At 65.8% G+C, this 19,946-nt stretch carries 23 protein-coding genes; 8 read left to right on the top strand and 15 right to left on the bottom strand.

The genetic code is table 11. The annotated features are described in order from the left end of the window. Nucleotides 1-3 precede the first annotated feature (3 nt). From J7654_RS12635 to J7654_RS12610, 6 genes are all read right to left on the bottom strand, one after another. A complete protein-coding gene (locus tag J7654_RS12635) occupies nucleotides 4-690 on the bottom strand; it encodes an isoprenyl transferase (protein WP_245195773.1) in 687 nt (228 codons plus the stop codon). Nucleotides 691-765: 75 nt separating this feature from the next. Beyond that, nucleotides 766-1,323, bottom strand: coding sequence for a ribosome recycling factor (frr, locus tag J7654_RS12630; RefSeq protein ID WP_209736259.1), 558 nt, complete (start codon nucleotides 1,321-1,323; stop codon nucleotides 766-768). A gap of 24 nt (nucleotides 1,324-1,347) precedes the next feature. Further along, the gene (pyrH, locus tag J7654_RS12625; RefSeq protein ID WP_209740518.1) at nucleotides 1,348-2,067 is read right to left on the bottom strand and encodes a UMP kinase; all 720 of its coding nucleotides are present in this window, start codon (nucleotides 2,065-2,067) and stop codon (nucleotides 1,348-1,350) included. 104 nt (nucleotides 2,068-2,171) lie between these two features. Continuing rightward, on the bottom strand, nucleotides 2,172-3,098 hold the full coding sequence (gene tsf, locus J7654_RS12620) for a translation elongation factor Ts (RefSeq protein WP_209736258.1): 927 nt from the start codon (nucleotides 3,096-3,098) through the stop codon (nucleotides 2,172-2,174). Between the two features lie 120 nt (nucleotides 3,099-3,218). Next, the gene (rpsB, locus tag J7654_RS12615; RefSeq protein ID WP_209736257.1) at nucleotides 3,219-4,025 is read right to left on the bottom strand and encodes a 30S ribosomal protein S2; all 807 of its coding nucleotides are present in this window, start codon (nucleotides 4,023-4,025) and stop codon (nucleotides 3,219-3,221) included. A 153-nt stretch (nucleotides 4,026-4,178) separates the two neighbouring features. After that, nucleotides 4,179-4,967, bottom strand: a complete 789-nt coding sequence (locus tag J7654_RS12610) for an EipB family protein (protein WP_209736256.1) — start codon at nucleotides 4,965-4,967, stop codon at nucleotides 4,179-4,181. 68 nt (nucleotides 4,968-5,035) lie between these two features. On the opposite strand from J7654_RS12610, the gene J7654_RS12605 reads away from it, so the two are divergent. From J7654_RS12605 to J7654_RS12590, 4 genes are read left to right on the top strand one after another with little or no spacing between them, the layout of a single operon-like run. Continuing rightward, entirely contained in the window at nucleotides 5,036-5,503 is a 468-nt protein-coding gene (locus J7654_RS12605) for a RidA family protein (RefSeq protein ID WP_209736255.1), read from the top strand. Nucleotides 5,504-5,510: 7 nt separating this feature from the next. Beyond that, nucleotides 5,511-6,239: a glycerophosphodiester phosphodiesterase gene (locus tag J7654_RS12600; protein WP_209736254.1), complete on the top strand. Its 729-nt coding sequence runs from the start codon at nucleotides 5,511-5,513 to the stop codon at nucleotides 6,237-6,239. A 49-nt stretch (nucleotides 6,240-6,288) separates the two neighbouring features. Next, entirely contained in the window at nucleotides 6,289-7,482 is a 1,194-nt protein-coding gene (locus tag J7654_RS12595; RefSeq protein WP_209736253.1) for a GNAT family N-acetyltransferase, read from the top strand. A gap of 31 nt (nucleotides 7,483-7,513) precedes the next feature. Continuing rightward, complete coding sequence (locus J7654_RS12590; protein ID WP_209736252.1) at nucleotides 7,514-7,948, top strand: HIT family protein; 435 nt, start codon at nucleotides 7,514-7,516, stop codon at nucleotides 7,946-7,948. Between the two features lie 31 nt (nucleotides 7,949-7,979). Here the strand turns inward: J7654_RS12590 and J7654_RS12585 are convergent, their stop codons facing one another. The 4 genes from J7654_RS12585 to clpS all read right to left on the bottom strand — a co-directional run bounded on the left by J7654_RS12585 (nucleotide 7,980) and on the right by clpS (nucleotide 12,035). Continuing rightward, nucleotides 7,980-8,345, bottom strand: coding sequence for an AzlD domain-containing protein (locus J7654_RS12585; protein ID WP_209736251.1), 366 nt, complete (start codon nucleotides 8,343-8,345; stop codon nucleotides 7,980-7,982). Continuing rightward, nucleotides 8,342-9,091, bottom strand: a complete 750-nt coding sequence (locus J7654_RS12580; RefSeq protein WP_209736250.1) for an AzlC family ABC transporter permease — start codon at nucleotides 9,089-9,091, stop codon at nucleotides 8,342-8,344. Before J7654_RS12580 ends, J7654_RS12585 begins: the two co-directional genes overlap by 4 nt. Nucleotides 9,092-9,210: 119 nt before the next feature. Continuing rightward, nucleotides 9,211-11,691 (bottom strand): ATP-dependent Clp protease ATP-binding subunit ClpA, encoded by a 2,481-nt coding sequence (clpA, locus tag J7654_RS12575; RefSeq protein WP_209736249.1) that lies wholly within the window; start codon nucleotides 11,689-11,691, stop codon nucleotides 9,211-9,213. Between the two features lie 8 nt (nucleotides 11,692-11,699). Next, nucleotides 11,700-12,035, bottom strand: a complete 336-nt coding sequence (clpS, locus tag J7654_RS12570) for an ATP-dependent Clp protease adapter ClpS (RefSeq protein ID WP_245195772.1) — start codon at nucleotides 12,033-12,035, stop codon at nucleotides 11,700-11,702. A gap of 533 nt (nucleotides 12,036-12,568) precedes the next feature. Here clpS and J7654_RS12565 point away from each other — a divergent pair. After that, nucleotides 12,569-14,080 carry a serine hydrolase gene (locus J7654_RS12565; protein ID WP_342451363.1) on the top strand — a complete coding sequence of 504 codons (1,512 nt, stop codon included), beginning with the start codon at nucleotides 12,569-12,571 and terminating at the stop codon, nucleotides 14,078-14,080. A 143-nt stretch (nucleotides 14,081-14,223) separates the two neighbouring features. Here J7654_RS12565 and J7654_RS12560 read toward each other — a convergent pair whose 3' ends face one another. The 3 genes from J7654_RS12560 to J7654_RS12550 are packed head-to-tail and all read right to left on the bottom strand — an operon-like array spanning nucleotide 14,224 to nucleotide 16,076. Next, nucleotides 14,224-14,919 (bottom strand): DnaJ domain-containing protein, encoded by a 696-nt coding sequence (locus tag J7654_RS12560; protein ID WP_209736247.1) that lies wholly within the window; start codon nucleotides 14,917-14,919, stop codon nucleotides 14,224-14,226. Continuing rightward, nucleotides 14,916-15,623, bottom strand: a complete 708-nt coding sequence (locus J7654_RS12555; RefSeq protein WP_209736246.1) for a vWA domain-containing protein — start codon at nucleotides 15,621-15,623, stop codon at nucleotides 14,916-14,918. Before J7654_RS12555 ends, J7654_RS12560 begins: the two co-directional genes overlap by 4 nt. Nucleotides 15,624-15,638: 15 nt before the next feature. After that, entirely contained in the window at nucleotides 15,639-16,076 is a 438-nt protein-coding gene (locus J7654_RS12550; protein ID WP_209736245.1) for a DUF1489 family protein, read from the bottom strand. Nucleotides 16,077-16,200: 124 nt separating this feature from the next. Between J7654_RS12550 and J7654_RS12545 the strand changes: the two genes are divergently transcribed. Beyond that, nucleotides 16,201-16,911: a DUF599 domain-containing protein gene (locus J7654_RS12545; RefSeq protein ID WP_209736244.1), complete on the top strand. Its 711-nt coding sequence runs from the start codon at nucleotides 16,201-16,203 to the stop codon at nucleotides 16,909-16,911. Continuing rightward, nucleotides 16,908-17,180, top strand: a complete 273-nt coding sequence (locus J7654_RS12540) for a DUF3253 domain-containing protein (protein WP_209736243.1) — start codon at nucleotides 16,908-16,910, stop codon at nucleotides 17,178-17,180. Before J7654_RS12545 ends, J7654_RS12540 begins: the two co-directional genes overlap by 4 nt. Here J7654_RS12540 and J7654_RS12535 read toward each other — a convergent pair. Together J7654_RS12535 and J7654_RS12530 are read right to left on the bottom strand one after the other, a co-directional pair. Then, the gene (locus tag J7654_RS12535) at nucleotides 17,172-17,981 is read right to left on the bottom strand and encodes a YdcF family protein (RefSeq protein ID WP_245195489.1); all 810 of its coding nucleotides are present in this window, start codon (nucleotides 17,979-17,981) and stop codon (nucleotides 17,172-17,174) included. The two genes, J7654_RS12540 and J7654_RS12535, sit on opposite strands and share 9 nt — an antisense overlap. A gap of 24 nt (nucleotides 17,982-18,005) precedes the next feature. Next, nucleotides 18,006-18,911 carry an aldo/keto reductase gene (locus tag J7654_RS12530; RefSeq protein ID WP_342451362.1) on the bottom strand — a complete coding sequence of 302 codons (906 nt, stop codon included), beginning with the start codon at nucleotides 18,909-18,911 and terminating at the stop codon, nucleotides 18,006-18,008. A 36-nt stretch (nucleotides 18,912-18,947) separates the two neighbouring features. Between J7654_RS12530 and J7654_RS12525 the strand changes: the two genes are divergently transcribed. Further along, the gene (locus J7654_RS12525) at nucleotides 18,948-19,940 is read left to right on the top strand and encodes a heparan-alpha-glucosaminide N-acetyltransferase (protein WP_209736242.1); all 993 of its coding nucleotides are present in this window, start codon (nucleotides 18,948-18,950) and stop codon (nucleotides 19,938-19,940) included. The last annotated feature ends 6 nt before the right edge of the window (nucleotides 19,941-19,946 follow it).

Here is a 19,946-nt window from a genome sequence, read left to right as displayed (position 1 = left end):
GGATCAGGAAGCGATGTCGCGCGAAAGGCCACCGAAGCGGCGTTCGCGCGTGCCGTAGTCGTCAAGTGCCTCGCGGAAGGCCTTGCGGTCGAAGTCGGGCCACAGACATGTGAGGAAGGCGAACTCCGAGTAGGCCGCCTGCCAAAGAAGGAAATTGGAAAGGCGCAGTTCGCCGCTGGTGCGGATGATCAGGTCCGGGTCCGGGATTCCCGCCGTGTCGAGATGCTCGTCGAGCGTTTCGGGTCCGAGCGATTCAATCGACACATCACCGCTCGCGACCTTTTCCGCAATGCGCCGGACTGCCCGCGCCACCTCGTCCCGGGCACCGTAGTTGAAAGCGATGACGACCGTCATGCGGGTGTTGTCCCGCGTCAGGTTCTCCGCCTCCTCCAACAGAGAACGGATGTCGGGGGCCAGATTTTCCCGCGCCCCGATGACGCGCACCTGCACCCCCTCGCGGTGAAGTTCGGCCAGATCGCGCCGTATGAAGAGCTTCAGGAGGCCCATGAGGTCGCGGACCTCTTCGGCCGGCCGGCTCCAGTTTTCCGAAGAAAAGGCGAACAGCGTCAGATAGGAAATGCCGAATTCCCCGGCCGCGCGCACGGCCTCGCGCACGGCCTCGACGCCGCGGCGGTGGCCGGCGGCGCGCGGCAGACCACGGGCCTCGGCCCAGCGGCCGTTGCCGTCCATGATGATCGCCACGTGTCGGGGTTGTCGCACGATATATTGCCCTCGAAGCCGGCCTGCCGCCTGTCGTTCGCGAGCCTATACCTGCATGATTTCAGCTTCCTTGACGGCAAGCATCTTGTCGATCTCGGCGATGGTCTCGTCGGTCATCTTCTGAACCTTGTCGGCAGTCTGGCGGCTCTCGTCCTGGCCGAGGTCGCCATCTTTCTCCATTTTCTTCAAAGCGTCCATGCCGTCGCGCCGCACATGGCGCGCCGCGACACGCGCGCTCTCGCCATATTGGTGCGCAACCTTGACGAGCTCCTTGCGGCGCTGCTCGTTCAACTCCGGCAAGGAAATGCGCAGCGTCGTGCCGTCCGACACCGGGCTGAGACCAAGATTGGAATCGCGGATGGCGCGCTCGACGGCCCCGACCATCGACTTGTCCCAGACGGAGACAGAGAGCATACGCGCTTCGGGCACCGAGATGTTGGCGACCTGGCTGATCGACATCTGCGAGCCGTAGGCGTCCACCGTGATGGGGTCGAGAAGGCTGGCCGAGGCGCGGCCGGTGCGCAGACCGGCGAGGTCGCCCTTGAACGACGTGATCGCGCCTTCCATCCGGCGCTTGAGCTCGTTGAGGTCGATTGAGGCCATGACGGGGTCCTTATCCGTTCTCGTTCAGTCTGAGACGATCGTCGAGCGCCCGCCCCCGGAGAGGATGCGCCCGAATTCGCCTTCCTCATGGATGGAGAAGACGACGATCGGTATCTTGTTTTCGCGGGCAAGGGCCACGGCGGCTACATCCATGACGGCAAGGCCCTGGCGAAGGACATCGTCATGCGTCAGCCGCTCATACCGGGTCGCGCTCGCGTCTTGCTTGGGGTCGGCGCTATAGATGCCGTCCACCTGCGTGCCCTTGAAAAGCGCGTCCACGCCCATCTCCGCGGCGCGCAGGGCGGCGGCGGAATCGGTGGTGAAGAACGGGTTTCCGGTGCCGCCCGCAAAGATGACGACGCGGCCCTTCTCAGCATGTGCCAGCGCGACGAGCTGAGAGAAGCTTTCGCAAATCTCCGGCATGGCGACGGCCGAGAGCACGACGGCGTCGATGCCTATCTTGGCCAGGGAGGTGCGCAGGGCCAGGGCGTTGATGACGGTCGCCAGCATCCCCATCTGGTCGCCCGTCACGCGGTCGCCGCCCTTCGAGGCGACGGCCACGCCGCGAAAGATGTTGCCCCCGCCGATCACGATGGAAATATCCACACCGAGCCGACGCGCCTCGCCGATGTCGGATGCGATCCGGTCGGCCACGGCCACGTCGATGCCGAAACCTTGCGCGCCCATCAGCGCTTCGCCCGAGACCTTCAAGAGCACGCGCTTGAAGCGCAGGTCGCCTGCCATCGATTCACCTATGTTGATGCCGGACACGCGATACAGCAAGGGCGCTCGCTTCTCAAGCGAACGCCCCGCATCGTCCGTTGATGGGCGCAAGCGCGCCCCTCGCCTTACTTCTTGCCGGCGGCCGCCGCGACCTCTGCCGCGAAGTCGCTTTCCTCGCGCTCGATGCCCTCACCCAGCGCGAAGCGGGCGAAGCCGACGATCTTGGCCGGAGCGCCAAAATCCTTCTCCGCTTCCTGCAACGCCTTCTCGACGGTCAGGTCGGGATTGAGGACGAAGTTCTGCTTCAGGAGCACGACCTCCTCGTAGAACTTACGCATACGGCCCTCCACCATCTTCTCGATGATGTTTTCGGGCTTGCCGGACTGGCGGGCCTGCTCGGAGAAGACGGCCTTCTCGCGCTCGACCGTCGCCGCGTCGATCTGCGAATCGGTCAGTGCCAGCGGGTTCGTCGCCGCGACATGCATCGCGACCTGGCGGCCGAAAGCCACAAGGGCAGCCGCGTCGCCAGCCGATTCCAGCGCCACGAGCACGCCCATCTTGCCCAGACCCTCGGCAACCTGGTTGTGCACGTAGGTCGCGACCGCGCCCTGCCCGACCGACAACATGGCCGAGCGGCGCAGGCTCATGTTCTCGCCGATCGTCGCGATGGCGTCCTTGATGGTATCGACCACAGGCTTGCCGCTGCCGGAATGCGTCGCCGCACCGACAGCCTCGACCGTGCCGTCCGTCGCAAGGCCCGCCTCGGCAATCTCACGCACCAGTGCCTGGAAAGCATCGTTGCGGGCGACGAAGTCGGTCTCGGAATTCACTTCCACGACGATGGCCTTGGTGCCGGCGGAGGCAACGGCCACCAGGCCCTCGGCCGCCGTGCGGCCCGACTTCTTGTCGGCCTTCGCGATGCCCTTTGCGCGCAGCCAGTCGATGGCCGCTTCCATGTCGCCGTTGGTCTCGGCCAGCGCAGTCTTGCAGTCCATCATCCCTGCGCCGGTCTTCTCGCGCAGTTCCTTCACCATGGAGGCGGAAATCGTCATGGATAGGCCCTTTTGATCAAAAAAGCAGGCGCAATGCTCCCCTTGCGGGAGAGCCTTGCGCCGAAAGGACGGCGCCGGGCTACCGGCGCCGTCGAATGGAACTCTGGCAGGCTGGATGCGTCAGGCCGCGGCGGACTGCGCGTCACCCTCTGCCGTCGCCTCGGGAGCCTCGCCCTCCTCAAGGGCCGCCTCGACCGGCGCTTCTTCCAGCGCACCGATATCGACGCCCATGTCGCCCTGCTGGCGGGCGATGCCGTCGACCGCCGCACGGGCGATCAGGTCGCAATAGAGCGAGATGGCGCGAGCCGCGTCGTCATTGCCCGGGATCGGGTAGTCGATCGGGTCGGGGTTGCAGTTCGAGTCCACCACCGCGACGACCGGAATGCCGAGGCGCTTGGCCTCCTCGATCGCGATCGACTCCTTGTTGGTGTCGATGATGAAGATCATGTCCGGCACGCCGCCCATGTCCTTGATGCCGCCGAGCGCACGGTCCAGCTTGTCGCGCTCGCGCTGCAGCGTCAGGCGCTCCTTCTTGGTGAAGCCCTGGGCATCGCCGGCCAGCAACTCGTCCAGCTTGCGCAGGCGCTGGATCGAGTTGGAGATGGTCTTCCAGTTGGTCAGCATGCCGCCGAGCCAACGGGCGTTGACATAATACTGCGCCGAACGGTTCGCCGCATCCGCGACGATCTCGGACGCCTGCCGCTTGGTGCCCACGAAGAGCACGCGGCCACCGCGCGCGACGGAATCGGACACAGCCTGAAGCGCGCGATGAAGCATCGGCACCGTCTGGGCGAGGTCGAGAATGTGGATGTTGTTGCGTGCACCGAAGATATAGGGCGCCATCTTCGGGTTCCAGCGGTGGGTCTGGTGGCCGAAGTGCACGCCCGCCTCGAGAAGCTGGCGCATGGAATAATCAGGCAGAGCCATTGGAATCGTCCTTGACCGGTTTGAGCCTCCACGGAACGCAAGCGGCCAGGCCGCCACCGGAGGGAGTTCACCGCCTGGCGAAATCCCAAATCCCGTGTGTGGAATGTGCCGGCCCTTACACAAGAAGGGCCCGCTTGGCAAGTGCCGCCGCCCTCAGCGACAGCCCGCCGGCATGGCGCCCAGCGTGAGTTCGCTGAGCGATCCCTCCAGCGCGTACTCCCCGAAATCCATGTAGATTTCGTCCGTTACGCCGTTTTCGTACAGGGTGTACCGGGTGTGGAAAATCGGCAGGCCGTCGGCATCGGAATCGGCGTTGAAGTAGGATTCGTCGACCCGCCAGCCGCGCAGCCCCTCGAACCCGGCGGCCTGCGAGGCGCCGAGGGGCGAGAGGATCGCCGTCGTCGTCAACTCCTTGTCGCCCTGGTCATCCCCGTCGAACAGATTCATCTGCACGATGCGCTCGCCCTGCATCGCCTTGCGGATCAAAGCGGCGGTATGGCCGAGGGGAAAATAGGCGGGCGGCAACTCGAATCCCCGCTCCACCGGCAGCGCCATCTGGACTTGCGTGCGCTCGTCGCGGGTCTGTGCCGTTCCCTGGATCCGATTCTGCTCCGCCCCGTCCACATAGGTATAGGTCTCGAACTCGAAGCTCGCTCCGTCCGCGGCCTCGCTCGCCCGCGTCCTCTGGTCGGTGAGCGTCTGCTCGCCCTCCTGCCCGAAGCGGGCGACGAAACGATAGTCCAGATCGTAGCGCCCGCAGGTTTCCATGGTCAGATCCATGGCGATCCGACCCTCGACGCTGACGAGGTCTTCCGTCTGGGAAGAGAGGGAAAGGTCGTAAATGGCCTTGTGCGGCGCGAGCGGAACGGCAAAAGCTGTAGCCGAGCCGGCAAGGAGGAGCGGGACGAAGCCGACATGGCGCCATTGAAGCCGTGTAATCATTGTCCCCTCATCCTTGCTCTCACTCTGGAACGCCTTCGATGACCTCGACAAGCATATCAGGAGAATCCATGACCGAGACCATCCAGTCCCGCCTCGCCGCCCAGGGGATCACCCTGCCCCAGGCGGCTGCCGCGGCTGCCAATTACGTCCCCTTCGTGCGGATGGGCAACCTTCTTCAGACATCCGGCCAGCTTCCGCTGGACGGCGGGGCCGTAGCGGTCAGCGGCAAGGTGGGCGGTCCGGTCTCGCTGGAGGACGGGCAGCGGGCGGCGAAATTCTGCGCGATCAACATCCTGGCCCAGGCCCAGGCGGCCCTGGACGGGGACCTGGAGAAGATCGGCCGTCTCCTCAAGCTGACGGTGTTCGTGGCGAGCGAGCCGAGCTTCACCGAGCAGCACAAGGTCGCAAACGGCGCGTCGGACTTCCTGGTCGAGATTCTCGGCGAAAAGGGCCGCCATGCGCGCTCGGCCGTCGGCGTGCCCGCGCTTCCTCTCGACGCCGCCGTCGAGATCGAGGCGCTTTTCGAGATCGCCTGAGGCTCCGATGAGCGTTCAACGGGATATCGGCTGGCTCACGAGCCGGCCTATCGCACATCGCGGCCTGCACGACGAAGCCAAGGGTATCCACGAAAACTCGATCTCCGCGTTCCGCGCGGCGATCGACGCGGGATATGCCATCGAATGTGACGTGCGCCTTTCGGCGGACGGCGTTCCGGTCGTTTTCCACGACGACGCCCTGTCACGCATGACGGGCACCGGCGGGCGCGTGATCGAGCGCACGGCTCGGGAGCTTGGCGCCCTGCAACTGAAAGGCGGCGGAGACCACGTGCCGAGGCTGTCCGAACTTCTCGACCTCGTGGACGGCCAGGTGCCCCTCGTGGTGGAGCTGAAGGGCACGTCACCGGAGGAGGACGCTGGATTCGCGGGCGCGCTGGAGCCGCTGGTGGAAGCCTATCGCGGCCCGCTTGCGCTCATGTCGTTCGATTCATGGCTGATCGAGCAGGCCACGGCGTTTTCCGACCGGGTGCCGGTAGGGCTGACGGCGGAGGGAACGCGGGAGGACAATTTCAGCCAGCATCGGCGCCTGCTGGACGGACGCTGCTCCTTTGTCTCCTACAATCTCCATCACTTGCCCAATCCGTTTGTGGAATGGGTGAGGCAGGAGACGAGGCTGCCCGTCATCAGTTGGACCGTCCGCTCCCCCTCGGATGCCGAGCGCAGCGAGTTGCATGCCGACCAGATCACCTTCGAGGGCTTTATCCCGAGGACGTGAGGCGGCAAGACTTGCGCTTGCCGCCCGCGCGCCCGACATGATCGGCCGAATGGAACCAGAGACGCCGCAGGACTCCTACGCCACCATCCGCGTTGCCGAGACGATCTCGGCGGTGCCGGCACAGGCGTGGGACGCGCTCGCGACCGGGCCAGAGGGATTGAATCCGTTCGTCTCGCACGCCTTCCTCTCTTCCCTCGAAGACAGCGGTGCGGCAACACGTGAGACCGGCTGGCTTCCCCAGCACCTTCTGCTCGACGATGGAAACGGGCGGGTCGGCGGTGCGATCCCCGCTTATCTGAAGAGCCACAGCCAGGGCGAATACGTGTTCGATCACGGATGGGCAGATGCGTTCGAGCGGGCGGGCGGGCGCTACTACCCCAAGCTCCAGGCGAGCATTCCTTTCACGCCCGCGACCGGCCCCCGCCTTCTCGTGGGCTGGCAGGAAGGCGCCCAGGCGCGGCGGGCCGCGCTCGTGGGCGGGCTGGAGGCGTATGCGAACCAGACCGGCGTATCCTCGGCCCACGCGACCTTCCTCGAGCCACAGGATCGCACAGCCATGGAAGCGGCCGGCTTCCTCGCCCGCACCGATCAGCAGTTCCACTTCGTCAATCGCGGCTATTCCAGCTACGATGACTTCCTGGCAACGCTGGCCTCCCGCAAGCGGAAGGGCCTGAAGCGCGAGCGGCGGGAGGCGCTGGCGAACGATATCGTCGTCGAGCGCCTCTCCGGCTCGTCGCTGAACGAGGCGGCCTGGGACGCCTTCTTCTCCTTCTACATGGACACCGGAAGCCGGAAGTGGGGGCGCCCCTATCTGAACCGCCGGCTTTTCAGCCTTATCGGCGAACGAATGCCGCAGAGCATCGTCCTCGTCATGGCCAAGCGGCAGGGACGGTATGTCGCCGGGGCGCTGAACTTCGTGGGCGCGGGACGCATCTTCGGGCGCTATTGGGGCTGCTCGGAGGACCACCCCTTCCTGCATTTCGAGCTCTGCTACCATCAGGCGATCGATTACGCGATCGAGCACGGATTGCGGATCGTTGAAGCGGGCGCGCAGGGCGAGCACAAGCTGGCGCGGGGCTATGAGCCGACCACGACCCATTCGGCGCATTACATCGCCCATCCCGGTCTTCAGCGCGCGATCGCCGACTATCTGGAGCGAGAGCGCCGCGACGTCGCGCATGTGCAGGAGATTTTGTCCGCGCACACGCCTTTCAGGAAAGACGAGGACGACAAGGAGCGCTAAAGGCAAAGCTCCATTCCATGCGGAGGCCCACATGCCCGAGAGCCCTTACGACGACACGAACATCTTCGCCAGGATTCTGCGCGGCGAGATTCCGAGCGAGACGCTGTTCGAGACCGACGAGGCCATCGCCATCATGGACGCGATGCCGCAATCGAGGGGCCACTGCCTCGTCATCCCCAAGGCGCCGTCCCGCAATCTTCTCGATGCATCGGACGAGACGCTCGCCGCCCTCCTGCCGCAGGTTGCCCGCCTCGCCCGTGCGGCCAAGGCGGCTTTCAAGGCCGACGGCGTGTCCATCGCCCAGTTCAACGAGGCGCCGGCCGGGCAGACGGTGTTCCACCTGCATGTCCATGTCATTCCGCGCTATGAGAATGTGCCCCTGAGCTCGCATTCCGGCGAGATGGCAGACCGGACCGTTCTGGCCGAACAGGCCGCGCTCATCCGCGAGGCGCTTCGAGCCCTCTGAGCGCGGCGAAGTTCCGACTCCCGGATCGGCCTCAAACCGCTCCCGTCACCCACGCGCCGCCGATCAGGATCAGCTCGGCGACGACAAGGCCGAGGACGATGGAACGGCGAAGGAGAAGGAAGGCGAGGAAGCCCCCCGCCATGGCGCCGACGCGCACCGCATCGGGCAGCAGAGCCAGCGAGCCGGTGGGATAGAGGACCAGCCTCGCGATGACAGCCGCGACAAGAGCCGTGGCTATGGATCGCACCAGTTGCAGGACCGGCGAGCTCTCCGAAAGATTACCCGAGGAGAGCACGCCGAGATAACGCCAGATATCGGTGGGCAGCCAGCCGGCGAGAATGATGAAGAGGAAGGGCCACCAGGGGTCCGGCAGGGCGTAGAAGGTCCAGTCGCTCATGCCCCTGCCCTGCGCCTGTCGATGGCCCGCCCCCCGACATAGGCCAGGATGCCGCCCACGATCCCCGCGACGAGAATATCGAATTGCGGGAACAGCCAGTTGGCCGGAGGCAGGAGCGCCATACCGGTGAGGAGGCCCAGCCACCCCGTCGTCTCGCGCGACGAGCCGAAGAGCGACATCAGGAAATAGGCCGGCGTCAGGAAGGCCAACGCGCCGGTCACGAGCCCGGGAAGCTGGCCCATCAGGTTAAACAGCAGCGCCACGACCACGGTGTTGACGACCGTCAGGGTAATGGCGAAGCCGGCGAAAAAGGGCACGCGGCTTTCGCGTGGCACACGGTCGATCCGCTCCATCGCGAAGACCCAGCAGGTGATCGCGACGAAATGCGACAGGATGAGCAAGGTCCGCGTGCGCGTGCGCGGCGCCCGCAGGCGCGGCACTAAGGAAACCACCATCGGCATCAGGCGCACGGAGGACAAGCCCACCGCCAGCGCCGTGGCCGGCAGCGAGGCACCGGCCGTGATGGCCCCGACGAGGATGATCTTGGCCGGCAGCGCCCAGATGGCGAAGGTCATGAACGAGGCGTGAGTCCAGGAGATTCCCGCGTCTCGGGCCAGACCCGCAAAGCCGATCATGGAGAGGACAAGGATCATCGCCGGTGCGCTGAAAATGCCCCGCGCGCCCTTGAGGAACCAGCGCAGGTCGTCCTGTTCGGGTGGAGGAAGTTCGCTGCGTCGGTCGATCATGGGCACTGCGACATCTGGAAGGGACGGTGAGCGAGGCACCGACGAGAAAGGGGCCGCCGAACCGGCGACCCCTTCATTGACGAGAGACAGCCCACCCGGCGCTCTCCTTCTAGCGATGATCAGTCCGACTTACGAGGCACTTTCGGCACCGTTCCGCCACGTTTTGCCGAGCGCCCCTTGCCCGTTTCCCCCGGCGCGGCCCCTTCGGGTTCCGCCGCCGGCATATCCGGATAGCCGTCATCACCATCGGCCAGCACGGGCTGCGGGCGGCGGCGACGCTCGACGGACTTCTTCGGGCGCGCCGGCGGCGCATCGGCGATGGCTTCGAGATGAAGCTGCCGGCCGCCGGCCTCGCCGTCCACGACCGTCACCTTCACGGTGCCGCCCCGGCGCAGCTTGCCGAAGAGAACCTCATCGGCGAGCGGCTTCTTGACGTGCTCCTGGATAACGCGGCCCAGGGGGCGTGCGCCCATGTGCTCGTCATAGCCCTTTTCGGCAAGCCATGCGATGGCCTCCGGCGTCAGGTCGAAGGTGACGCCGCGCTCGGAAAGCTGGGCTTCGAGCTGCATCACGAACTTCTGCACCACCTCGTGGATCACCGGCGTCGGCAGGGCGCCGAAGGCGATGATCGCATCCAGTCGATTGCGGAACTCCGGCGTGAAGAGGCGGTTGATCGCCTCCACATCGTCGCCCGTGCGCTTGGACGAATGGAACCCGATGGCCGCCTTGGAAGCCTCGGACGCGCCGGCGTTCGTCGTCATGATCAGGATGACGTTGCGGAAGTCGATCTTCTTGCCGTTGTGGTCCGTCAGCTTCCCGTGGTCCATGACCTGCAACAGGATGTTGAACAGGTCCGGATGCGCCTTCTCGATCTCGTCGAGGAGAAGCACGCAGTGCGGATGCTGGTCCACGCCGTCCGTCAGCAAGCCGCCCTGGTCGAAGCCCACATAGCCCGGAGGGGCGCCGATCAGCCGCGAGACGGTGTGCCGCTCCATATACTCCGACATATCGAAGCGCAGAAGCTCCACGCCGAGCGAGGACGCCAGTTGCTTGGCGACCTCCGTCTTGCCGACACCGGTCGGCCCCGAGAAGAGGTAGGAGCCGATCGGCTTTTCCGGCTCGCGCAGGCCGGCGCGCGCCAGCTTGATCGCCGAGGACAAGGCTTCGATGGCCGCGTCCTGTCCGTAGACGACACGCTTGAGCTGCGTGGACAGGTTGGCCAGCACCTCCTCGTCGTCCTTCGACACGGACTTGGGCGGGATGCGCGCCATGGTGGCGACCGTCGCCTCGATCTCACGCACGCCGATCTGCTTCTTGCGGCGCGATTCCGGCAGCAGCATCTGCGAGGCGCCGGTCTCGTCGATCACGTCGATCGCCTTGTCCGGCAGCTTCCGGTCGTTGATGTAGCGCGCGGACAGTTCCACCGCGGAGCGGATCGCCTCGTTCGTGAACTTCACGTGATGGAAGTCCTCGAAATAGGGCTTGAGGCCCTTGAGGATGGAAACCGCGTCCTCCACCGTTGGCTCGGCCACGTCGATCTTCTGGAACCGGCGCACGAGCGCGCGATCCTTCTCGAAGAACTGCCGATATTCCTTGTAGGTCGTGGAGCCGATGCAGCGGATCGCGCCCGAGGACAAGGCCGGCTTCAGGAGGTTGGAGGCGTCCATCGCCCCGCCGGAGGTGGCGCCCGCGCCGATCACGGTGTGGATCTCGTCGATAAAAAGGACGGCGCCGGGGTATTCCTCCAGTTCCTTCACGACCTGCTTCAGCCGCTCCTCGAAATCGCCGCGATAGCGGGTGCCGGCCAGAAGCGTGCCCATGTCGAGCGAAAAGATGGTGGCGTCGGCCAGCACCTCGGGCACGTCTCCGTCCACGATCCGCTTGGCCAGGCCCTCGGCGATGGCCGTCTTGCCGACCCCCGGATCGCCCACGTAGAGCGGGTTGTTCTTCGAGCGGCGGCACAGCACCTGGATAGTGCGGTTGATCTCGCTCGCGCGGCCGATCAGGGGATCGATGCGGCCGTTCTTGGCCTTCTCGTTCAAATTGACGCAATAGGCGGAGAGAGCGTCCTGCTTCTCCTTGCGCCGTCCGTCCTCGTCCTGGCCCATGGTCGATTGATCGTCCTCTGCGCCTCGCACGGGCCGGCTCTCCGTGCCGCCGGGGCGCTTCGAGATGCCGTGGGAGATGAAATTGACCGCATCGTAGCGCGTCATCTCCTGCTCCTGCAGGAAGAATGCAGCGTGGCTCTCGCGTTCGGCGAAGATGGCGACGAGCACGTTGGCGCCCGTCACCTCGTCGCGCCCAGACGACTGGACATGAATGACCGCACGCTGGATCACGCGGTGGAACCCGGCGGTCGGCTTGGAATCCTCCTCGTGACCCGTCACGAGGTTTGAAAGCTCATTGTCGATATAGTCGACGAGGGACGCGCGCAGCAGGTCAAGATCGACGCTGCACCCCTTCATCACGGCCGAGGCGTCCTTGTCCTCCAGAAGCGCGAGGAGGAGGTGTTCGAGCGTGGCGAATTCCTGATGCCGCTCATTGGCGAAGGTCAGCGCCTGATGGAGCGACTTTTCCAGGCTTTGCGAAAATGTCGGCAAGCTTCACCTCAATTCTTTTCCATCACGCATTGAAGCGGATGCTGGTGCTGGCGGGCGAAATCCATGACCTGCGTGACTTTCGTCTCCGCGACCTCATAGGTGTAGACTCCGCACTCCCCTACACCGTGTTGATGCACATGCAGCATGATCCGCGTGGCGGCTTCGCGGTCTTTTTGAAAGAAGCGCTCCAGAACGTGAATGACGAACTCCATCGGGGTGTAATCGTCGTTCAGAAGCAGCACCCTGTAAAGGCTCGGCCGCTTCGTCTTCGTTCTCGTGCGCGTGATGACGGACGTGCCCCTGTCGGTGCCCTCGCCGTCGGTTTTCCCCGCCTGGAGCCGGATCGCTCCCTCTTCCGGACACCCGGACCGAGCTTCGTCGAGCAATGCCACCACCTTCGTCATCATACGCTATGTAAGAATCGCGTGACGCATTTTAAGCCTCTCGCTCTCGCATAAGAATGTGCGTTGCCGGACAGCCGGTAACAAGCCTTACCGGCGCGCGCCGGGCTCGGGGAGATGAAAATCGGCCCAGTGGGAGGCTTGCCGGGGCATCCTGGCCTGCCACCGGCCGCTCATGCTGCGCCGTTCAGGTTTCCAGCGTGACGGCCGGCAATTTTCGCGTCGCCTCGTCGAGGCCGCCGACAGGCGCTCGTCCCGTTCACAAATTGGAGAGATGGTACTTGGCGGCGCGGGCCCCTACGGTTCCGCCACATGCGGATGACAAGGAAACGGCAACCATAAACGGATTGGTAAGGGCGAGAGCCTAGTCTGCCCTTCAAGATGAGACGGAACAGCTGCTTAGCCGGCTTCGGGGGTCCAGTGCGATGAGTGTTGGAACCAAGTCTCGACACGCGAACCTAAGAGAGTCATCGCCCGTGCCGATCGCTTTTCCTCGCCTGAAGCCCCTGGTTCGCATCCTTTCGCGCACGTTGAGCGTGGCCGCCGTCGGGACGGCGCTTCTGGTCCATGGGGCGAGCGACGCCTCGGCGCAGTCGAACCCGCGCTACGCGGCCTTCGTCATCGATGCGAACAACGGCAAGGTGCTCTTCAACCGCTACGGCGACGAAGCGCGCTTCCCCGCTTCGCTGACGAAGATGATGACTCTCTACATGATGTTCGAGGCGCTGGAGACGGGCCGCGCCACGCCGCAAACGCCGATGACCGTCTCGGGCTACGCCTCCAGCCGGCCGCCTTCCAAGCTGGGCCTGCGCACCGGCTCGACCATTACGGTCGACGAGGCGATGCATTCGCTGGTCACGCGTTCGGCCAATGACGCCTCGGTCGTCATCGCGGAGTTTTTGGGCGGAACCGAAACGCGGTTCGCAGAGATGATGACCGCCAAGGCCCGCAGCCTGGGCATGTCGCGCACCACGTTCCGCAACGCGAACGGACTGCCGAACCCCGAGCAGCGCACGACCGCGCGCGACATGGCCACGCTGTCCATCGCGCTGCGCGAGCACTTCCCGCAGTACTACAAGATCTTCTCCACGCGTTCCTACACGTTCCGGGGCCAGGCCATCGGCAACCACAACCGCGTCCTGGGCCGCGTCCAGGGGGTCGACGGGATCAAGACCGGCTACATCAACGCTTCCGGCTTCAACCTTGCCTCCTCCGTGGTTCGCGGCAACAAGAAGCTGGTCGCCGTGGTGATGGGCGGCCGCACGGCCCGCTCGCGCGACGACCATATGGTGGAACTGCTGCAACGATACCTGCCCCAGGCGAGCGAGGGTCGCGGCGCGCCGCTGATCGCCTCCTGGAGCCCCTCGCGCTCGGCGCCGGCCGCCGCGCAGGTGGCGTCCGTGCTGCCGGCCAGCGTGCCTGTTCCCACCCTTCGGGCCGAATCCATCGACGAGCGCGTGGCCAGTGCCTACGGTTCCTCGGCCGCGAGCGCGATGGACGACGCGCTGCGCAGCCCCTCGGGTCGCCAGCTCGTGGGCCGGGACGCGCTGCGCGCCGCCCTTGCCGCCCAGGGAACGCAGCCTCCGATGCAGATCCCGACCGCCAACGCCCTTGCGCCCAGCCGGCCCGTGCCGCGCGCGCCCATTCCCGCGGTCGGCGTGGGCATTGACCGGGGCACCACCGGCTCGGTGGAGCCCGTCGCATCCCAGGCCCAGGCCGCCGTTCGGCCTTCCTCCTCCTCGCCTTGGGTCGTGCAGATCGCCGCGACGCCTCTCGAGGAGACGGCGCTCGACATCCTCAGCGAGGCCCGCAAGCGCGTGGGCGGTGCGCTCGACGCGGCCGAACCCTACACGGAAACGGTCGATGCCGGCTCGCAGACCCTTTATCGGGCCCGCTTTTCCGGCTTCGAAAGCAGGAGCGACGCGAATGCCGCCTGCGAAGCGCTGAAGCGCAGCTCCTACGCCTGCTACGCGGTGGCGACCAACTAGGGGCCGTCCCGCCGGCGCCCAGCCGCCGATCCTTTTTCAGCTTTGCGCCGCTCTCCCCGGGGAGCGGAGACGGCACCTTCATGCCCGGCGGCCACGCCGCAGGGCGCAACCTTCTCGATTGAGTTCATGTGTTCGGGGACAGTTCAGCGATGACGGTCGATCAGGAAAGCCTTCGCCTCGTTGATACGGGCGGCCAGAAAGTCGGTTCCGCCGTGGTCGGGATGCACCCGCTTCATCAGGCGGCGATGAGCCTCGCGGATTTCCGCGGTGGTCGCTCCCGGCTGAAGGCCAAGGATCTCGTGGGCCTGCTGCTCTGTCATGGGGCCCGCGCCTGGCGCTCCTCCCAGCCCGTCGCCATCTCCCGTCTGCGCGTCGTCTCGCCAGCCGGGCGCGCGGCGGTCAAGATACGCTTCCAGAAGCCTTAGGCTTTCGGCGTCGTCTCGCATGTCTCCGCGCAGAGCATGTAGCTGCGTGTCCGACAATTCGGAGAGCCACGCGGCAGCGAACGGCCCTGCCAGCACCTTCCCGTCCAGATCCCCGCTGTCGTGATCGAGGCTCATCTCGAGATGGGCTGCACGAACGGTGGAACGGGCGGACGAGGATGCGCCGCCGATGGCGGCTGGCGGGCGCCGCCGGCGCCAGGCCGCAAGGCCCAGCCCGAGGACCGGAATGCCGATGGCGGCGCGGCCGGTGAGCGCCAGTCCGCCACCGGCGAGCATGAGCACGATCGGCCCCGCCGCACGCAGGAGGCGAGCGAGCCTTTCAGGTGGCGTCACCATGACGATGCGCAGCACCGCGAGAAGGAAGACGAGCGCCGCGAGCGCTCCGAGTGCCATCATCGCGGCGGCTGCCCGCGCATCTGCGCCAGCAGGAGCTGGCCTTCGCGCGTGGCGTCTCGCTCCAGCGCGGGCAGCCCGCCGGCCGCGAAGGAGGCGACGGCCCGCAGCAGGTTGCGAAGAGCGTCGGCGGAGCCCTCGTCCAGCCGCAGATAGGCTCCGCGCGAAAGGCGGGCGATCTCACGGAAGGCAGCCTCGCAGCCCCGATCGGTCCCCTCCTGCACCATGAAGCACGGAACGCCGAGGACACCGAGTTCGCCGGCCATCCGGCACAGGCTATCCGGATTTTCCTCCACCGCATCGCCGATGAAGACGAGCGCCCCCACGCGCGTCTTTCCCGCTTCCCCGCGCACATGCTTGAGGATGCGCTCGATCTGCGTCTGCCCGCCGCGACAATCGATCCGCAGCATGAGGTCCCGCAGGGCCTGCGGGCGCGCCACCCACTTCGAGGCCCGGCATTCATCGAACCCTCGAAAATAGACGAGCTGCACGCTCAGCCCCTCGCTCACCGCGCCGAACATTTCGGCCTGCAGGCGACAAGCGCGGTCCCAGGTGGGCTGGCGGCTCAAAGTGGCGTCCAGCGCGAAGATCAGACGGCCGTTCACAGCGGTCGCCTCCTCGGCCTTCTTGAGGAAGCGATCGATCTCGGACGGCCTCGACGAGGCGACGGCTCGGTCTTGCGACAGATCGGGAAGGTGCCGGGGCATGATATCTCCCACCGCTTAAAGCAAGCCGAGCGCCGTCAACTCACGCCGCAGATGCGCAGGTAGGGCGAGCGCCCCCTCCTCTCCACCGTCGATATCGGCAGGCGCTTCCTCCGGCTTCAGATAGCGCCACCCCTGGAAGGGCCGGCGCGGCTGCCATTCGGTGGCGCTGAAGACGGGCTCCAGAACGATTCGGCAGCGCTGGATGCCGTCCGCGCCCTGGACGGGCTCGAACCGCAGGATGCGCTGGCGCACCTGAACATGGCCGCGAATGACCCAGAAGAGCGACCCGCCGGCCAGAATCTCGGCGGCGCGTTTCGGCATGACGCGGGTGACGTGCGATTGTTCGGCGGGCCGCCCGGCGTCCCGCGCCTCCTGAAGGCGCGTTTCGACCCAGGCCCGGAGATCTTCGACGCTCTCGACGCCGACGCAAAGCTTGATCATATGAAGCGGCATGGGCACCAGATGCGGACAGGTGCGGGCCGCGTCAAGGATGGATACGCCGGCCGCTCTCGACAGGCGGGGCCCCTTACGCCACAGCTACGCGCCAGGGCGCAAGGCAAGGACGATCCACCCATCCATGAGCATCGGCGACTTCTTCGACATTCCCAACGTGATCGCCTTCCTCCTGTTCGTCGGGGGATGGGGCGCATACACCTTCGTGACCAACCACAGCGAGTTCAGCCATCGCAGCCTGGGCGGGCGCATGAACGACCAGCGCGCACGCTGGATGGAAACGCTGCTTCGGCGCGACCTGCGAATGATCGACACGGGCATCATGTCCGGCCTTCAGCAGGGCACCGGCTTCTTCGCCTCGGCCTGCATCTTCGCCATCGGCGGCTGCTTCGCGCTCATCGGCTCGGCCGACCAGATCGCGCAGATCGGGGCCGACTTTCCCATGCATGAGCTTCTTGATCGGCGCCTCGTCGAGGCCAAGCTTTTCGGCCTGATCGTGATCTTCGTGCACGCCTTCTTCAAGTTCGCCTGGGCCTACCGGCTCTTCAACTACTGCTCGATCCTGATCGGCGCGATTCCGATGCGGCTGGACGCGGAGGCCGACCCCCGAAGGGCGCGCAGCGCGGTGGAGCGGGCGCTGGCGATGAATCGCATCGCGGGCCGTCATTTCAACTCGGGGCTTCGCGCCATCTTCTTCGGGCTCGCCTATCTCGGCTGGTTCCTGGGCCCCTACGTGCTCATCGTCGCGACCGCGCTGGTGATCGTTATCCTCGGCCACCGGCAGTTCTTCTCCGACGCCAACGAGGCGCTCAGGCTCACCGAGGACGACACATGAGCGGCATATCGCGCACGGTCATCCGCGACACCATCGAGACGATGGTCGCAGCGCGCGGTGCGGACAAGACGGTTTGCCCCTCCGAAGTGGCCCGGGCGCTTGCCGGCACGGACGAGAAGGAATGGCGAAAGCTGATGGCGCCCATCCGCGCGGAGGCGATCCGCCTGGCCGACGAAGCCCGCGTGGAAATCCGCCGCAAGGGGCGGGCGGTCGACCCGCACGCCTTCAAGGGAATCTACAGGGTTGGCGTGGCCCGGCCCTCAAGCTGAGGGGAACAACGCGTCCGTGCGCCCCGTCATCCAATAGGCGAACAGGCCGATATATTCGCGGATCGCGAAATGGACCTTCTCCACGTTCCGGATGCTGGCGGCGGAGGGGCGCCAGATCGCCGAGCCGGCGGGCGTCCGGTAGTCCACCGGAAAGGGCACCACGTCGAAGCCGGCCTGGCGGAAGCACCCGATGGAGCGAGGCATGTGGAAAGCGGAGGTTACGAGAAGCCAGACCTCGCCCGGCTGCGGTTCGACGATACGGCGCGTGAAGACGGCGTTCTCGTAGGTGTTGCGCGATTCCTCCTCCAGCATCAGCCGCTCCGGTGCCAGCCCGAGCGAGAGGAAGATTTCGCCCGCCGGGCCGCTCTCGGGAATGTCGTCCTCGAACACCGCCGCCGAGCCGCCGGTGAAGACGACCCGCGCCTGCGGGTAGCGTCGCGCCAGCGCCATCGTGGCCGTGAGTCGGTCTCCCGCGTCGTTCATCTCCGGCTCCTCGCGCGTCCGGGCGATGCGCGTGTCGATGGAGCCGCCCAGAACGATGATGCCGGCGACATTCTGCGGCAATTCCGGGCGTGGAACGCGGTTTTCCAGCGCGCCCATCATCAGGAGCCCAAGCGGAGAGAGAATGACGATGGCGAGCATCGCCAATGCACAGCCTGACAGCGCAAGCCCCAGACGAGTGAAGCTGAACGCCGAAGCGAGAAGCCCTGCCGCCAGGATCAGGAGGATGACAACCAGCGGCTGGACCAGAAACCAGAGCAGCTTGGACAGGACGAAGAACATCGAGACTACGCCCTCCAAGGCATCCGGACCGTCCTGTCGTGCTCAGGCGCGATCCCAGTTCGGCGCGAAGGCCGGATTGACCAGCCGGCGGCGAAGCCGCGTCATCCGGGTCAGGAGGTCGCGATCGGCCGGCGTCAACTCGAAGTCGAAAACGTCGATATTTTCCGAAAGCCTTGCCGGATTGGTGGTGCGCGGGATGGCACCGACGCCATCCTGCTCGATTTCCCAGCGCAGGACAATCTGCGCCGGCGTCTTTCCATGCGCCTCGGCGATGCGAACGATTTCGGCGTTCTGCAACAGCTCCCCGCCCTGCCCGATGGGCGAATAGGCGATGAGCGCCATGTCGTTCTTGCGGCAGGAATGGAGGATCGCTTCCTGCGATAGCGCGGGATGATACTCGACCTGGTTGCAGACCAGCGGCTCAGGCGAAATGCGGGCAGCCGAATCCATCAGCGACGACGTGAAATTCGCCACGCCGATATGCTTCGTCAGGCCTTTGGTCTTCGCCTCATTCAACGCCTCGAGCGACTCCTCCAGCGGGATGTCCGGGTTCGGCCAATGGATCAGGAGCAGATCCACCTGCTCAAGGCCAAGATCGATCAGCGCCTTGCCCGCCGTCGGGATCAGATTGGCGCGTCCGATGTCGGACCACCAGATCTTCGTGGTCACGAAAAGTTCGTCGCGCGGCACGCCCGCATCGCGGATGCCCTGCCCGACTTCCTTCTCATTGCCATACATGCGCGCCGTATCGATATGGCGATAGCCGATCTCGATCGCCTCGCGCACCATGTTGGTGCAGGTGTCGCCCTCCAGCCGGAATGTGCCAAGGCCGATAGCCGGAATCCGCGCGCCGCCGCGTTCGATGATTTTCATGAGTTCCCCTATCGTCATTTGAGGACATCGGCTCTTGCCACGGAAGGGGCGATCCCGGCACAACCCGGCCGACAAAGCGCTCGTCGCAGCGAAGATAGGCGGAAATGCCGTATGTCCAGAACCTCGTTAAGCCAGGTCGACGCGGCTCCCAGCCTGCGCACGACAACGAAAATCGGCAGAATCGACCTGCTCGACGTGGCGCGCGGCATAGCCCTTATCGCCATGCTGGTCTACCACTTCACCTGGGATCTCGAGTTCTTCGGCTATCTTCCGGCGGGCACGGCAGGCACCGGGGGCTGGCGCATTTTCGCGCGCGGCATCGCCTCCAGCTTCCTCCTGCTCGTCGGCATCAGCTTCATCCTGGCCCATCTCGACGGCGTGAAGCCCAGGCCTTTCGGCAAGCGGATGGCGCAGGTCGCCGCCGGCGCGGGCGCGGTCACGGTTGCAACGTTCGTGGCCACGCCGCAGAGTTTCGTCTTCTTCGGAATCCTGCACCAGATCGCCGTGGCAAGCGTGATCGCGCTGGTTTTCCTGCGGCTGCCCGCTGCGCTGATCGCGCTTGTCGGTGCAGCCATCATCGCGCTGCCGGCCTTCTTCGCAACCGATCTGATGAATCCGCGCTGGCTGGCCTGGATCGGCTTCGCGGCCCGCGAGCCTCTTTCCAACGACCTCGTGCCGATCTTTCCATGGACCGGCATCGTGCTGCTCGGCATGGCCTTCTCCAAAATCGCCCTGCGGGCCGGCCTCTGGCAGCGCCTCTCCGCCTGGAAGGCGGCAGGCAGGCCTTCCCGCCTGCTGGCGACGATCGGCCGGCATTCGCTGGCCTTCTACCTGGTCCACCAGCCGGTCTCGATCGCCATCGTTGCGGCCGTCGCATATCTCGCGCCGCCGGACCGCATCGCGGCGTTCCCGGAGGACTGCCGCCGCGCGTGCCTGGCACAGCAGGCCGACGAAGCGTTCTGCCTCTCCTATTGCGCCTGCGTGCAGACCGATCTCACCGAGCGAAACCTCTTGGCAGACCTCCTGGAGGGTCGCCTCGACGAAGCGGGGCAGAGCGACGTTCAGGAGACGATCCTGGCCTGCTCCTTCGATCCGAACCGATGATCCGGC

Origin of the sequence: Aureimonas populi (assembly GCF_017815515.1) — a bacterium.
Classification (GTDB): domain Bacteria; phylum Pseudomonadota; class Alphaproteobacteria; order Rhizobiales; family Rhizobiaceae; genus Aureimonas; species Aureimonas populi.
This window is presented reverse-complemented; position numbering and strand designations above follow the sequence as displayed.